General features: G+C 70.0%; 15 protein-coding genes and 1 pseudogene. 8 read left to right on the plus strand and 8 right to left on the minus strand.

The features are described from left to right. Positions 1–406 precede the first annotated feature (406 nt). From A3IC_RS71705 to A3IC_RS0138200, 4 genes and pseudogenes are all read left to right on the plus strand, one after another. On the plus strand, positions 407–1666 hold the full coding sequence (locus tag A3IC_RS71705; protein WP_245599779.1) for a VanZ family protein: 1260 nt from the start codon (positions 407–409) through the stop codon (positions 1664–1666). 21 nt (positions 1667–1687) lie between these two features. After that, positions 1688–2804: pseudogene (locus tag A3IC_RS58915) on the plus strand (IS1380 family transposase); the annotation flags it as partial. Positions 2805–3127: 323 nt separating this feature from the next. Beyond that, positions 3128–3601: a hypothetical protein gene (locus tag A3IC_RS0138195; RefSeq protein WP_026219219.1), complete on the plus strand. Its 474-nt coding sequence runs from the start codon at positions 3128–3130 to the stop codon at positions 3599–3601. Further along, positions 3598–3951: a hypothetical protein gene (locus A3IC_RS0138200; RefSeq protein WP_020555349.1), complete on the plus strand. Its 354-nt coding sequence runs from the start codon at positions 3598–3600 to the stop codon at positions 3949–3951. The genes A3IC_RS0138195 and A3IC_RS0138200 overlap by 4 nt, the downstream gene beginning before the upstream one ends. 306 nt (positions 3952–4257) lie before the next feature. Here the strand turns inward: A3IC_RS0138200 and A3IC_RS58920 are convergent, their stop codons facing one another. From A3IC_RS58920 to A3IC_RS0138220, 4 genes are all read right to left on the minus strand, one after another. Next, positions 4258–4737, minus strand: a complete 480-nt coding sequence (locus A3IC_RS58920; protein ID WP_020555350.1) for a MarR family winged helix-turn-helix transcriptional regulator — start codon at positions 4735–4737, stop codon at positions 4258–4260. Positions 4738–5056: 319 nt separating this feature from the next. Further along, the gene (locus A3IC_RS58925) at positions 5057–6034 is read right to left on the minus strand and encodes a cyclase family protein (RefSeq protein WP_020555351.1); all 978 of its coding nucleotides are present in this window, start codon (positions 6032–6034) and stop codon (positions 5057–5059) included. 108 nt (positions 6035–6142) lie between these two features. Further along, positions 6143–7249: an alcohol dehydrogenase catalytic domain-containing protein gene (locus tag A3IC_RS0138215; protein ID WP_020555352.1), complete on the minus strand. Its 1107-nt coding sequence runs from the start codon at positions 7247–7249 to the stop codon at positions 6143–6145. 458 nt (positions 7250–7707) lie between these two features. After that, positions 7708–8229 carry a GNAT family N-acetyltransferase gene (locus A3IC_RS0138220; protein WP_020555353.1) on the minus strand — a complete coding sequence of 174 codons (522 nt, stop codon included), beginning with the start codon at positions 8227–8229 and terminating at the stop codon, positions 7708–7710. Between the two features lie 93 nt (positions 8230–8322). On the opposite strand from A3IC_RS0138220, the gene A3IC_RS0138225 reads away from it, so the two are divergent. From A3IC_RS0138225 to A3IC_RS0138235, 3 genes are all read left to right on the plus strand, one after another. Continuing rightward, entirely contained in the window at positions 8323–8916 is a 594-nt protein-coding gene (locus A3IC_RS0138225) for a hypothetical protein (RefSeq protein WP_026219221.1), read from the plus strand. 159 nt (positions 8917–9075) lie between these two features. Further along, positions 9076–9429 (plus strand): avidin-fold protein, encoded by a 354-nt coding sequence (locus A3IC_RS0138230; RefSeq protein ID WP_020555355.1) that lies wholly within the window; start codon positions 9076–9078, stop codon positions 9427–9429. Positions 9430–9499: 70 nt separating this feature from the next. Next, the gene (locus A3IC_RS0138235) at positions 9500–10066 is read left to right on the plus strand and encodes a hypothetical protein (RefSeq protein ID WP_020555356.1); all 567 of its coding nucleotides are present in this window, start codon (positions 9500–9502) and stop codon (positions 10064–10066) included. Positions 10067–10133: 67 nt separating this feature from the next. Here A3IC_RS0138235 and A3IC_RS0138240 read toward each other — a convergent pair whose 3' ends face one another. Next, positions 10134–10607, minus strand: a complete 474-nt coding sequence (locus tag A3IC_RS0138240; RefSeq protein ID WP_020555357.1) for a winged helix-turn-helix transcriptional regulator — start codon at positions 10605–10607, stop codon at positions 10134–10136. Between the two features lie 148 nt (positions 10608–10755). On the opposite strand from A3IC_RS0138240, the gene A3IC_RS58930 reads away from it, so the two are divergent. Next, positions 10756–12207: an MFS transporter gene (locus A3IC_RS58930; RefSeq protein WP_020555358.1), complete on the plus strand. Its 1452-nt coding sequence runs from the start codon at positions 10756–10758 to the stop codon at positions 12205–12207. A 223-nt stretch (positions 12208–12430) separates the two neighbouring features. Here the strand turns inward: A3IC_RS58930 and A3IC_RS0138250 are convergent, their stop codons facing one another. From A3IC_RS0138250 to A3IC_RS0138260, 3 genes are all read right to left on the minus strand, one after another. Continuing rightward, complete coding sequence (locus A3IC_RS0138250) at positions 12431–13408, minus strand: fumarylacetoacetate hydrolase family protein (RefSeq protein WP_020555359.1); 978 nt, start codon at positions 13406–13408, stop codon at positions 12431–12433. A 160-nt stretch (positions 13409–13568) separates the two neighbouring features. Beyond that, positions 13569–14198 carry a CoA transferase subunit B gene (locus A3IC_RS0138255; RefSeq protein WP_026219222.1) on the minus strand — a complete coding sequence of 210 codons (630 nt, stop codon included), beginning with the start codon at positions 14196–14198 and terminating at the stop codon, positions 13569–13571. A gap of 3 nt (positions 14199–14201) precedes the next feature. Continuing rightward, positions 14202–14981, minus strand: a complete 780-nt coding sequence (locus tag A3IC_RS0138260) for a CoA transferase subunit A (protein WP_020555361.1) — start codon at positions 14979–14981, stop codon at positions 14202–14204. Between the last annotated feature and the right edge of the window lie 114 nt (positions 14982–15095).

Raw genomic sequence — 15095 nt, forward strand, 5'->3', positions numbered from 1 at the left:
CCCGGCGGCAATGCCGACCGAGGCTCCCGCACTCGGCGTCGGAACGATCAGGGCTTTCTTCCGCAATGCATGACTCAACGGAGCGATGTCGTAGCGCAACGACACGTGTCTTGGATATCCCTGACCCCATGACAAGCGTTACATCGACATCATTTGGCTCCTTGCTGTGGGGCCGATGCGGGGAGTTGTAGGTTCCAGATGCCACCAACCGGTCGGCTTCATGGAAGCCGAAGGCAACGGCGCCTACCGCATCCCGCCGATGAGCCTGTGCTGATCTGATCCACGCGTGGCCGGGACTCCGCCCCGGCCACGCGGCCCGTTACGACCTGTCGGCCCCTGCACTTGCGAGATTCCTTTGCTCACGGCGATATTTCGTGACAACACGTCCCTGTGGACTGCCCTGATCGTGGCGATCGCCGTTCTGGTACCCGTGGGCGCGGTCGTCGCCCGACGCTGCGGGCACGCCGGAATTCTCGGCGCCCTGTTCGCCGGCAGCCTCGCCGTCGAACTGGCGGCCACGCTGCATCCCGAGGGTGCTTTATCGAGGGGCAGCCGGGGCTGTGTCGTCAACGGCGACATGTTCCTCGCGGTCGGCACCTGGCAGTGGCTGCTGAACCTGGCGATGTTCGTACCCGTCGCCCTGTTCGCCGGCCTGCTGTTCCGGAACACCTTCCTGGCCGTGGCCACGCCGATACTGCTGTCGGCGGCCACCGAGGTCGCCCAGGCCCTGGTGGGCCTGGGCCGGGCCTGCGACTCGGACGACGTCGTCGCCAACTCCGCCGGAGCGGTGGTCGGCGCCGTCCTGGCGTTCGGGATCAACCGATTCCGACCCAAGGACGACCCGCCGCGGTCACGGCACCGTGCGGGGACGGAAACGCAGTTCGCACGCGCCGTGGCCCCGGCCGCTCCCCTGTACGGCACGATCGCCGGCTTCGTCGTCCTGGCGATCGTGTGGGCCGGATGGATCGAGCGTCTCCCCTACGGGGTGGACGGCGCGTTCGAGGCGGACGGCAGGCAGCGGGCCGTCGCCGAGCGCGTCACCCGTTCCTTCCTCGGAGCCGACACCGACATCCGGCGAATCCAATACATCAAGAGCGCGAACGGCATGCCGCCGATCCTGGCCGTCTCGACACCGGGCAAGTCCCTGGAAATCCAATGGCCCAGCGGCGAGTTGAGCCAACTGTCGGACAACCGGCCCGTCACCCCGATCCCCGCAGCGGAGCGCCTGCCAGCCCCGAGGATCGAGGCGAACGCGATCGCGTTCATGCGCGAACACTTCCCCTGGGCGGCCGACGCGCGCCGCCGGATGGACGCGAGCGGGGAGTGGGGTGATCAGCACATCGGCTGGACTTCCGTCGTGGACGGCGTCCTGATGCCCAAACGCCTGGACATCGTCCTGGACGCACGAGGCAATGTCGCCACGATCAGCGCCCGCAACACCCCCGACCCCGTGCTGCCCCCGGTCCGCATCCGTGACGAATCGGCGGCCCGCCAAGCGATGCAGCAAGCCCGCCCCGACCTGACCCCACAGGCCGGCGTCCTGCTCGCCGTCGAACACCGCGGCCGGTGGCGACCCGCCTGGCGCTTCCCGCTCACCGACGCCACCCACCCCAATCCGATCGCGATCGGCATGCTCGACGCCGAAACCGGCGAAGTCCTCCGGTAGTCCCAACCTCGCGCGCGCGAGGTGTTCGGCCCGGTGGCGTCCGACCCGACCCTCTCGCGCCTGGTCACCGCCCTGGCCGCTGCGGGGCCGTGACCGCGATCCGGGCGGCCCGCGCCGCGGCCCGGGAACGGGCCCGGAATCTCGCGGGGACGGCGTCGCCGGTCGCGGGCGGGCGGCTGACGATCGACCTCGACGGCGTCCTGGTCACCGCGCACTCCGACAAGGAAGGCGCGTGCCCGACGTGGAAGAGGACGTTCGGGTTCCACCCGTTGCGGGCGTTCGCCGACCACGGCCCGCAAGGTTCCGGCGAGCCGCTCGCGGTGCTGCTCCGGCCGGAAAACGCCGGGTCGAACACAGTCGCCGACCACATTGAGGTCACTCGTCAGGCCCTGCTCCGAATCCCGAAACGGCACCGTCGGGGCGGGAACACACTGATCCGCACGGATTCGGCCGGCGGCGCCCACGACTTCCTCGCCTGGCTCACCCGACGGGGCCGGTGGCTCTCGTACTCGGTCGGGTTCACGATCACCGACCGGATCCACGCGGCGATCCTCCGTGTGCCGAGGGCCGCGTGGACGCCGGCATACGACGCGGACGGTCGTCCGCGCGATGGCGCGTGGATCGCGGAGGTCACCGACATGCTCGACCTCACCGCGTGGCCGAAGGGCATGCGGGTGATCGTGCGCAAGGAACGCCACCACCCCGGCGCGCAGTTGCGGATCACCGACGTCGACGCAACCGCTGCGTCGCCTTCGCCACCAACACGCGAGGCGGGCAGCTCGCGGACCTCGAACTCCGCCACCGCCGACGCGCCCGCGCCCGCGCCCGCGCCGAGGAACGCGTCCGCCAGGCGAGGGCAACCGGGCTGCGGAACCTGCCCCTGCACGGCTTCGCACAAAACCGGGTGTGGTATGAACTCGTTTTCCTCGCCCGCGAGTTGGTTGCCTGGATCCAGATGCTCGCCCTGACCGGCGACGCCCGGCGGTGGGAGATCAAGAAGCTCCGCTTTCGCCTGTTCGCAGCCGCCGCCCGCCTGGTCCGCTCCGGCAGACGGGCCATCGTCCGCCTGCCGGAGCGACGGCCCTGGACCGAGCACGTCCTCGACGGCATCGCCCGACTCGCCGAACTCGCCGCACCCACCCGACCGACCGCCCCAAACACCTCGACGAGCCGAGACGGAACTCCGGAGACGGCCCAACGAATTACCTACTCCGGGGTGTTGCCCCGCCGAAGCATTCAACGGGGCGTGAGAGGCGCCGTGACCTCGTTCTCGTCCAAGCAAGAACCTCGCCCAGCTCACCGGATGCGCCACATCCCCACGGCCTCCGCAAAGGGCTTGCGGATCAACAGCGTGCGCCCGTCGCCGATCGAGGGAACGGGGCACCAGGGCTTCAGGGCGAAACAGTCGCATCGGGTTCACTTCGTCCGCAGAAGTCCAACATCCGAGCTACTGTGGATGTCATGACAACGGCTTATGAGGACGTGCCCTTCAGCGAGCTGCTCCACCACCCCGCCGCGACCACCCGCAGGCTGGACTCCGTCCGCGCGCTACGACTGCGGCGACGCGATGCAGGAGATCTCGCTCTGATGCGCGTCGACCAGATGGAGCAAGACACCTCGGTCATGGATTTCGCCTCACGCCTGCTGGCCGGGCTGGTGCGGACCGAGAACATCGCCGCTTTGCGCCAGGCACTGCCCGAGGCCCTGCCGTGGAGCACGTTCCTGCCCGCCGATGACATAGACACCCTGCTGTCCGAACTGGTGGACACGGCGCGCGGCGCGGTGGCCCTGGACAACCTCGCCCCGATCGCGCTCCTGCTCACCCAGTGGCGGCACAGCGCCGAGATCTACGCTGATCCCGCCCTGCTCGACATCCTCACCCGCGAGCCGGATGGCGACCTCGGATCGGTCCCCACGCCCGAGGCTGCGGAGTGAGCCCAAAGCGCGGAGACCGGGCCGCGCCACCCCCTTTCGGCGACGAGTACGATCTCCGTTTCGCCAACACCGAGGCAGCCGACGGTTGGGAGCACTTGGGCCGCCAGGCAGCGGGTAACCTGCGCCGCGCGTTCGAGAAGATCCGAGCAACTCCCCGCGCCGTCGACAACCCCCACCGTCAGCACCGCCTCAAGGGAAAGCTCGGCATCTGCACCTTCAAAGGCCAGGAACTGGAACGTTGGCAATACGAGGTCACCGGCGGCGGACGCATCTGGTACCTGCTCGACGACGTCAACGGCATCGTCTGGATCACCTATGCGGGCACCGGCCACCCCAAGGCCACCGACTGAGCCGATCCCCACCCATCAACCGCCGCAGGTACGGGCGCGTCGGGGTTGTGAATGTGAAGTCGAGTGGCGGATTCAACGTCGGACAGGCGGTGGAATCCTCGACTTCTCCGGCTTGGCATGGCACGGATCGGATTTGGGATAGGACACCGATAAACCGGTGACCGGACAGGTGATCCGCGCAGGGTGATGTATGTGGGTGATGCACACAATTGCCAGGGCCTCTTGTCGACGACGGTCGACAAGAGGCCCTGGCAATTTGATGTATGACGAATAGTCGGGCGCTCTTCGCGAAGGCGCCGACCGCGCTCAGACGGCGGGGTCCTCGACGGCTGCGGGAATCTCGCCCTGGGCCATCTCCTCGACGAATCGTTGCAACAGCGTGGCGAACGTCTCGCGGTCCGTGTCGCTCCAGCGGTCGAGCATCTCGCTCATCCGCCGATCCATGACGTCGTTGAGCCGGCGCCGGACCGAGTCGCCGCGCGGCGTGAGCGAGACGAGGCTGACCCGTCCGTCGTCCGGGCTGGGCGAACGTCGTACGTAGCCCTCCCGCTCCAGTTGACCCACCTGGCGCGCGGTGGCGCCCGGGTCCATGTTCGTCATGCGCGCCAACTCCCCCATCGGGAGCGGGCCTTGCTTCTCAATGCGGCGCAGCAGCACATAGGCGGGCTGCGAAATGGTCGCGCCCGCCGCGGCGGCCTGGCCCGCGTACACTCGGCGGCTGGCGTGGCGCCGAAGCAGGGCCTCCAGCGCCCGCTGGATCGCTTCGACGTTTTCGGTGGAGTTCACCCGACCATGATAGCAGTCCTTGACTGCGTCAATTTAATACTGTGCGATAACGTGCATAACTCGGATCGGATTCCGAATCCGTCGCACATCACGACCAGAGGGCGCATTGGTGGGCGCGCGAACGGGGCTTCGGATCCCGGAAGAGATCCGCCTGGCGGGGTCTGCGGTACACGGCGGTACGCGACGCACCCGCGATCATGTGTGATCACACGTGATTGTTATCCGCGGCCGAGCGGCCTGGCTAAGCGGTCGCCTCGGTCCCGACGGAGGAAACGAGACCGAGACGACCTGCCCATGGACTATGTCAGTCGTCAGACGATCAGACAATGGCAACCGGATTGATGGGGCTGCCTGTCGCGCCTGTGACCGGAAGTGGGGCCACACACAACAGACACGAATAGGCGCCGGCTTCCGCCATCACCTCGGCAAGCTCGCTCAACCACAGGTGTTCGAGGAGCGGGACACCGGATTCGACGAGCAACGCGATGTGCACCGACAGAAACCGATCGTCGAACGGAATGCACTCGATCGCGCTGTTGTCCGCGCCGACGACGCTGATGTCGTGGGCCCGGACGTACTCCACCGCGTCGAGCGACAGCCCGGGCTGCGCGAACGAGGGTTCGCGGCCTGCGGCGACCGTGGCCCGGTACTCGTCCAGGTAGCCGGTGCGAACCAACAGCGCGTCGCCGGAGCGCACTTCGACACCCTGCCGCTCGGCGCACCCGGCCAGGTCGGCACCGGTGATCCGGTATCCGCCCTCCAGGTACGGCGTATCGAAGTGGCGCGGCAGGTCGAGCAGCACCGCCCGGCTCGCGAACGCGCCGAGCTTGTCGATCCCGCAGCGTCCGGCACCGGTGTGTGAGCGGAAGCTGTCGGCCGGGAAGCCGTTGTAGAACCGCCCCTTGGCCTGCACGTGGCACAGGGCGTCCATATGCGTGAGGTTGTGCGACGGGATGATCAGCACGTCCTCGTTCGAGCCGACGTCGTCGCCGCCCTCGAACCCCTCGTACATCGCGTCGGTCTGACTGACGAGCGTCAGCCGCTGCGGTGTGCCCCGGAAGTCGAAGGCGGGTTGGTTGCCGCGCACGATGGGCAGGGCGAGCGAGTACGACCGCCCGGTCCGGATCTCGTGCGCGGCGGCCCGGACGCCGGCGGGCTCGATCAGGTTGAGTGCCCCGCGTTCGTCCTCGGCGCCCCAGCGGCCCCAGTTGCCGGCGGCGGGCGGGGGCTCGGGCGTGGATGCGGGTGCGGATGCGGACCCGGGTGCGTCCGTACCGGATCGGGTGTCGTCCGTCATGCGTCGGGCGGTCCTCTCGGGCGGCCGGGCGGATCGGCGATCCGCGGCCGGCGGGCGGGCGGGCCGGGCGGATCGGCGATCCGGCCGGGCGGTCCGGTCGGGCGGGCCTCAGAACGCGATGACGCCGCGCGCGATCCGTCCGTTGTGCATGTCGTCGAGCACGTCGTGGAAGCCGTCGGCCGGGTAGACCTTGGAAACCAGGGCGTCCAGGTCGAACTTGCCCTGGCGGTACAGCTCGACGATCGCCCGGATGTCCTCGTGCGGACGTACGCCGCCGGCGCGCGTGCCCAGAATGCCCCGGTCGCACTGGAGCAGGTTGGCGATCCGGATGTTGGCGGTCGCGGTCTGCGCGGGCTGGCCGACGGCGATCAGCGTGCCGCCCCAGTCCAGCGCCTCCATGGCGTTCTCCAGTACGGCCGGAATGCCGGTGCACTCGAAGATCCAGTCCACGCCGCCCGCGCCGAAGACGCCGACCTTGACCTCGTCGCTGTACGGGAAGAGGGTGCGGATCTCGTCCGCGACGTCCACGCCCTTCCCGGACTTGACGAAGTCGGTCGCGCCGAACTTCCCGGCCAACTCGAACTTGCCGGGCACGGTGTCGATGCCGACCACGCGGCCGGCGCCCTTGAGCCGAAGTGCCTGGACGGCGGACAGGCCGACGCCGCCGAGGCCGATCACGGCCGCGGTCTGGCCGGGCAGTACGTTCGCCCGGTTGAGCACCGCGCCCGCGCCGGTGACCACGCCGCACGGGACCAGGCACGCGGAGGTCAGCGGCACATCCTTGGGGATGGTCACGCACTGGATCTCCTTGACCAGGGTCAGCTCGGCGAAGGTGGACGCGCCGGCGAAGTTCCACACCGGCTCGTCGCCGATCGCGAACGGCGTGCCCCGGTTGCCCAGCGTCTGGCGACAACGGTTGGGGTGTCCGGTCTGGCAGTGCCGACACATCCCGCATGCCGCGATCGTGGTGATCACCACGTGGTCGCCGGGTGCCACCGACCCGACTCCCGCGCCGACCTTCTCCACGATGCCGGCGCCCTCGTGCCCGAGCACCGACGGCGTGGGCCACTCGATGACGCCCTCCAGCACGCTCACGTCGCTGTGGCAGACCCCGGTCGCGACGATCCGTACCAGGACCTCACCGGCCTCCGGGTCACGTACGGTGACATCGTCCCGGATCTCGGCGCCCGTGGCGGTGTGCAGGATCGCGCGCATGTACCGTCTCCTCGTTCCGGGCGGACGGCCCGCCGCGAGGTGTGTTCGCCGCGCACCGGACCGGCCCACCCCAAGCCGAACTTCCACATCCTTGATCTTTACAACCGATGTCGATTATTCACCGGTCACCGGAGAGGTCAAGGCATACCGGACCCGGGAACTGACGGACCGTCGGATAATCGCGAACGCATACGGAGGGTGATCTTCCGTCTACTTCGTATAGCGGAGATGGGGCAGACCCCAATAGTGCGTCAAGGACTGCGCCCGGCCGGTCCCCGCGCTCCCCGCACCGTTCGGACTCGGTTGGCTTCGTGAGCCGGAACTCGCCGGGGGAGGCACGTTCACGTGAACATGCGAATGGACACGGACGCGACAGGAGCAGGGCGTGGTCGGGCTTCCGGTTGGCCGAAGTGGTCACCCCGTTCCGCACTCCCGCCGTATACCGCCGCGACGTCGGGTCAGTCGATCGTTGGGCTGCGGCGTTCCAGGAGGGTTACGTCGCGCCATCGGTCGTGGTGGCGGCCGACTCGCTCGCGGGTGCCGATGATGCGGAAGCCGAGGGCCGTGTGCAGGGCCAGGCTGCCGGTGTTCTCCGGGAAGATGCCGGCCTGGATGGTCCATACGCCTGCCGCCTCGGTGGAGGCGACCTGGGCGGCGAGCAGGGCACGGCCCACCCCTCGGCCCGACGCGTCGGGGTGGACGTAGATCGAGGTCTCCACCACACCGCGGTAGACCGCGCGCTTGGAGGTCTCGCTCGCGGCCACCCATCCCAGTACCGCGCCGGTCCCCTCGTCGAGCGCGACGAAGCGGTGGTCGGGCAGTTTGCCCGCGTCGAATTCCGCCCACTCCGGCGCGCTCTCCTGGAACGTGGCGTCCCCGGTGTCGATGCCGAGTTGATAGATCGCGAGCACCCGGTCGGCGTGCTCGGGTCGCATCGGCACGATCGTCAAGGCGGTGGTGGCGGCGGCAGCGGTGGTCATGGCGCTCTCTCCGGGGACGCGGTGGCCGGCAGAACCCCCATCCTGACGCAAATGCACATGCGCCCCCGCACCCGCCCCGGTATAAATCGCCGGATGGGAACACAGGCAGCACAGGACGTGGAATCGACGGTCGCACACGCCGTCGCGGTATTGACCGAGGCCACCGAGGGCGAGCGGGACTGGTCGCGCCCGGCGGGCGGCTTGGACTGGGACTGTTGGTACACGCTGGTGCACGTGGTCGGCGACCTCTACGCGTACGCCGGCCAGGTCGCGTCCGGCCGGATGGACGACTACGTCCCGGTGGACATCCACGCCGACGACGACGCGACGCCGAGCACGATGTTGCACGCCGTGCGCGCAGGCGGCACGATGCTCGCGACCGTGGTTGCCGCGCGCCCCGACTCGGCCCGCGCGTTCCACCCGTACGGGATCTCCGACCCGGACGGCTTCGCGGGAATGGGCATGATCGAGGTCATGGCCCACATGCACGATCTGGCCGCCGGCCTCGACCTGACCTACGAGCCCGATCCACAGATCTGCGCCCGGGTGCTGGCGCGGATGTTCCCCGACGCCCCCACCGGCTTCGCCCCGTGGCCCGCCCTGCTGTGGTGCACCGGTCGTGTCGAACTCCCGGGCCACCCGCGCCGGGTCGGCAAGTGGCGCTGGCAGGGCCTGCCCGACGCATAGACCCGGCCCGGGCACGACCGCCGACCGCGCCCGCAGCGCCGATCGAGACGGCCCGCGTCTACGCTGCTCGCGTCGAGATGTGCAAGTGCCCGCGCGTCCGAGTACCTCCGCGTCCGCGCGGCGGCGCGTGCGCCTCCCCTACCGCCCCTGGAGGACCCCATGCCCGCACCGTCCCTGGACGGACTCGGTTTCGCCCCGCTCGATCGTCCCGAGCACGGCGAAGTGGACGCGTCCACGTTCTTCACGTATCACGAGGCCGACGGAGTGGTCTGGGCCGAGTACAGCGGCGGCGACATCGTGCGCGGCCATCTGATCGGCACCCGGGACGGTGACACCCTGGACTTCCGCTACACGCAGCTCAACCGGTCCGGCACCACCGCGTCCGGGCACTGTACGAGTGCCGTCGTGGTGCTGCCGGACGGTCGTATCCGGCTGGAGGAGACGTGGGAGTGGGAGTCCCGGGAGGGCAGCGGTACCAGTGCCGTCGAGCAGGTCCTCGACGTGCGGACCTGACACCCGGTCGGTTGTCGGACGCGGTATCTACGTTGAACCCCAACGGACATCGCGACCGAAGGGGTGGGCCATGGGATTCAACGGGGACATCGTCGTATTACGCGCACGGACGCCGTTGCCGGACCTGGCACCCCACGTCGGCGGAAACGGACACCCGGTCTACGGCGAGTGGTCCTACGCGGACGGCTGGCGCGCGGTGCACGTGCGTCACTTCGAGGACCCGTACGCCTTCCAGGGGCCCTGGCTGACCGATCTGGCCGCCCGGACCGGCTCGCCCGTGTTGGTCTGCGGGGTGTTCGAGAGCGATGTCGCGCACGTCCAGGGGTTGAGCGGGACGGACTTCTGGGAGGGGTGGCTCGATCCGGGCAGCGCCGCCACGCAGTTGGCCGGGGACCGGTGGAACAGGGCCGGGCAGCAGGGCGACTTCGCCCGCTTCCGGGACGAGGCCGCGGCGTGGCTGGAGGAGGACCGGCCGCGCGTCGCCGAGGCGGCCGTGCGGTGGGCCGCGGCGGCCGGATACCGCGTACGCCCCGAACCGATCCTGGAGTTGCTCGGTCTGAAGCGGGACCCGTTCGTGCAGGATCTGTTCTTCGATCTGCTGACCTGCCTCGGGCTGGTGTCGGCGCCGGAGGGGTGAACGGGCGAGGCGGGGGTTCACCCCAGCCTCGCGGGTTCGCTCGAACCTTGCGGGGTCCACCCGAAGTTCACTCGAACCCCGCCGCCTCGGTGTCCTCCGGCACCTTTTCCACCTCCGTGTCCTCCGGCCGGATTCGGCGGCCGTCCGCGGCGCGTACCTCCAGTGTCCGCAGCGGGCGGCCCTGGCGCCGATCCAGCAGCCTGGACTGCGGCTCGGCCGGCTCGAACCAGTGCGCCTCGCCCCACTGGCGCAGTGCGACGATCACGGTGAACAGGTCGCGGCCCTTGGCGGTCAGTACGTACTCGTTGTAGGCGCTGCCGTCGGATGCCGGGACCACCTCCAGGATCCCGCCGGCCACGAGCGCACGCAGTCGCGTGGTCAGGATGTTCTTGGCCACGCCCAAACTGCGCTGGAACTCGCCGAATCGCCGGCTTCCGTCGAACGCGTCGCGCACGATCAACAGCGACCACCAGTCGCCGATCGCATCCACCGAGCGCGCCACCGGACAGGTGCTCTCGTCGAACCGGGTGCGGTGCACCATCACTGGTCCTCTCCTCGTGCCGGGTGATCACCCGCTCCCAGCATGGTTGCAACATGCTACCAAGCTCGTCTAGCGTAAGCATCCGGTAGCAACTTGAAACCGTATCCGGCCGGGGCGGCAGAGATACCACAGGCGCGAGGAGCGTGGCATGGCGGTCGAGCAGGGCATTCCGGAGCAGGACCTTCCCGAGCGGTGCATTCCGGAGCGGATCGAGGCGGGTACGGGCCGGGCCGAGGCGGGGACGGGCGAGGCCGAGGCAGGTGCCCGGACACACGAGGCGGGGACGGGCCCGGCCCGGGCAGACCCCGCGACACATCAGGCCCGAGTCGCCGGCCGGCCGGGGTCCCTGTCCCGCGTGCACACCCTCCTGTTCGCGGTCGCCGCCGGTGTCGCCGTGGCCGGCGTCTACCTCGCGCAACCGCTCCTGGTGACCATGGGCCACGATCTCGGCCTCGCCCCGGGCACCGTCGGCGTGGTGGTCGCGCTCACCCAGGTCGGTTACGGCCTCGGGCTGTTCCTGCTCGTCCCGCTCGGCGACCTGGTCGACCGTCGCCGGCTGATCGTGACCCAATTCGGGCTGCTGGCCGTCGCGTTGGCCGCCGTCGGCCTGGCCGGCCACGCCGCCCTGTTGCTGGTCGCGATGATCGGCGTCGGCCTGCTCGCCGTGGTCACCCAGGCGGTCGTCGCCTACGCGGCCGCACTCGCGGCCCCGGCCGAACGCGGTGGCGTCGTCGGCGCGGTCACCAGCGGCGTGGTGATCGGCATCCTGCTCGCCCGCACCGTCTCCGGAACGGTGGCCGACCTGGCGGGCTGGCGTGCGGTGTACCTCGGCGCCGCCGCGCTGGTCCTGGCCCTGGCCGGGACGTTGTATCGAGTGCTGCCCCGCGCGCACGACCACCGCGCCTCGGCGACCGGCGTCGCCCCACCGTCCTATCGGAGGCTGCTCGTCTCGACACCGACCCTGTTCCTGGAGGAACGCCTCTTCCGGGTCCGGGCGCTGTTCGCGCTGCTGATCTTCGCCTCCTTCAGCACCCTGTGGAGCAGCATCGCACTCCCGCTCAGCGAGCCGCCGCTGTCCCTGTCGCACAGCGCGATCGGTGCCTTCGGCCTGGCCGGCGCCGCCGGTGCGCTCGGCGCGATCCCGGCCGGCCGACTGAGCGATCGGGGCCACGCGAACCGGGTCACCGGGATCGCCCTGCTCCTGCTCACCCTGTCCTGGCTGCCACTGGCCTTCACCCGCCAGTCGTTGTGGGCGCTGATGGTGGGCACGATCGTGCTCGACCTCGCCGTCCAGGCGGTACACGTGACCAACCAGACGCTGATCCACCCGCTGCGCCCGGATGCCGGCAGCCGCCTGATCGGCGGCTACATGATCTTCTACTCGATCGGCAGCGCCGGCGGGGCGATCGCCTCCACCACCCTGTACGCGGCGGCCGGCTGGCCGGCGGTGTGCCTGCTGGGTGCGGCCTTCGGGGCCCTGGCGTTGGTGGTGTGGGCGGTGGATTCCCGCGGGAAGCGGGGGGAGGACGACACGCCGCCCGAGCCGGCCGTCACGCCGTCGACAAGCACATCCGCGACATCTTCGCGAAACTCGGCCTGACACCCGACGACGCGGGGCATCGACGGGTGCCGACCGTGCTCGCCCATCCGAACAGTTGAACAGCCGGGCCGGGCGGATGCCAAGCGCGCGGCCGCGGAGCGGGCGGAGGGCAGAGCGGGTGGATCCGGAGCGGGCGGCGGGACATCCCGTGTCGCCCGACCCGGTCAGCCTGTTGTCACACGCAAGCGGCCGCCCGTCCGCCCGGCCGCACGGCCCTGTCGACTCACGCGTCGAAGGCGTCCCGGCGGGTGCGTGGGCGCTTGCGTGCGGCCGGGATCGGCTGCGGGGCGGCACCCTCGACCACCGTGTTGGTCAACGTGCCGATCCCCTCGACCGTGAGCGCGACCGTGTCACCGGGCTTCAGGGGCGCCAACTCCCGCCCCAGACCCCACAGTTCGCCGAGGCAACCGCCGTTGCCGCAGGTGCCGGTGCCCAGCACGTCGCCCGGTCGGATCCAGGTGCCGCGCGAGGCGTAGGCGACCAGTTCGGCGGGCGGCCAGCCCATGTTGACCAGCGAGTCCCGGCCGATCTCGACACCGTTGACCGAGGCACGCAGCGCGATGTCCAGGAAGCCGTCCGCATCCCGGTACGCCTCGAACTCGTCGGCGGTCACCAGCCACGGGCCGAGCGTGGTCGCGGTGTCCTTGCCCTTGCACGGGCCCAGGCCGACTCGCATCTCGCGGGCCTGGAGGTCGCGCGCCGACCAGTCGTTGAAGATGGTGTAGCCGACGATGTGTTCCGCCGCCTGCTCGACCGTCAGGTCCTTGCCCGCGCGGCCGATCACGATGCCGACCTCCAACTCGAAGTCGAGCACGCTCGACCCCGGCGGCATCGGCACCACGTCGTCGGGGCCGATGATCGCGTAGGGGTTGGTGAAGTAGAAGGTGGGCAGCTCGTACCACTCGGGCACCACCGTCGCGTCCGGCCCCTGCACGGTGATCGCGACACCCTCGACGTGCTCCTCGAACGCCACGAAGTCACGCACGGTGGGCGGCTGTAGCGGCGGCAGCAACCGCACGTCGACGAGCGCGACCGAGGGTTGCGACAGGGCCTGCTCGCCGGCCGCACGCAGCGCTTCGCCGCCGCGCTCGATCAGGGCCGCCAGGGTTTCGCCCGCCGGCAGCGGGTGCACGGCGTCGCCACCGGTCGACACCACCCCGGAGTGGATCGAGCCATTGAGGTCGAAGGTCGCGAACTTCACGATTGTTGCTCCTTGTTCCGTACGTGCCGAGGACCGGCGACGGTGCGTCGGTGTCGCTAAATGATCACATCGGCGCGGCCGGGGCGTGGCCCACCGTCCGCCGAACGGTGGATGGTGGATGGTGGATGGTGGATGGTGGACGAGTTTTCGACGCGTCGTTTCAGGACCGCAGTTCGGCGCCGGTCTTCGCGCGGACCTCGTCCTCGGTGACATCCGGGGCGGTCTCGACCAGGACCAGGCCGCGCTCGGTCACGTCGAGCACCGCGAGATCGGTGATGATCCGCTGGACACAACGCTTGCCGGTGAGCGGCAGCGAGCAGGTCTCGACGATCTTGTGGTCACCCTCGCGGGACACGTGCTCCATCAGCACCATCACCCGACGAACGCCGTGCACGAGGTCCATCGCGCCGCCCATGCCCTTGATCATCTTGCCGGGGATGGTCCAGTTCGCCAGGTCGCCGACCGCGCTGACCTGCATCGCGCCCAGGATCGCGGCGTCGATGTGGCCGCCTCGGATCATTCCGAAGGACAACGCCGAGTCGAAGAAGGAGGCACCCGGCAGGACCGTGACGGTCTCCTTGCCGGCGTTGATCAGGTCCGCGTCGACCTCGTCCTCGGTCGGGTACGGCCCGACCCCGAGCAGCCCGTTCTCCGAGTGCAGAACCACGTGCACGCCGGGCGGGAGGTGGTTGGGCACCAGCGTGGGCAGCCCGATGCCGAGGTTCACGTACGAGCCGTCGGTCAGCTCGGTCGCCGCCCGGGCGGCCATCTCGTCCCTGGTCCAGGCCATCGGTCACACACCGTCCCCCCGCGCCCGCGGCGCGGTGAGCGTGGTCTTCTCGATCTGCTTCCCGGCGACCTGCTCCGCGCTCAGCACCACCACCCGCTGGACGAACACTCCGGGCAGGTGCACCACGTCCGGGTCGAGTTCGCCCGGTTCGACCAGTTCCTCGACCTCGGCGACGGTGATCCGGCCGGCCATCGCGGCGAGCGGGTTGAAGTTGCGCGCCGACTTGTCGAACACCAGGTTGCCGTGCCGGTCGCCGCGCGCCGCGCGGACCAGTGCGTAGTCGGTGGTGATCGATTCCTCCAGCACGTACTCGACGCCGTCGAAGGTGCGCACCTCCTTGCGCGGCGAGGCCACCAGTACGTTGCCGGCCGCGTCGTAGCGCCAGGGCAGACCGCCCTCGGCGATCTGGGTGCCGACGCCGGCCGGCGTGAAGAAGGCCGGAATGCCGCAACCGCCGGCGCGCAGCCGTTCGGCGAGGGTGCCCTGCGGGGTGAGTTCGAGCTCCAACTCGCCGGACAGGTACTGCCGGGCGAACTCCTTGTTCTCGCCGACATAGCTGCCGGTCGCGCGCGAGATACGGCCGGCGTGCAACAGGATGCCGAGCCCCCATCGGTTTACGCCGCAGTTGTTGGAGACGACCCGCAGATCGCCGGCGCCCTGCGCGTACAGGGCACCGATCAGAACCGACGGAACTCCACACAGCCCGAACCCGCCGACCGCGATCGAGGCCCCGTCCCCGATATCGGCCACCGCCGCCTCGGCCGTACCGACCACCTTGTCCATCCGACTCCGATCGCCCGGCCGGCCCGACCCACCGACGCCATGCGCCCGACAAAGCGGCCCCGCCCCCGCCTCCCACCCACCGGAAGCCAACCAACGGCGCCGACCGAGCCATCC

It is taken from the genome of Embleya scabrispora DSM 41855 (genome assembly GCF_000372745.1).
Lineage (GTDB): Bacteria > Actinomycetota > Actinomycetes > Streptomycetales > Streptomycetaceae > Embleya > Embleya scabrispora.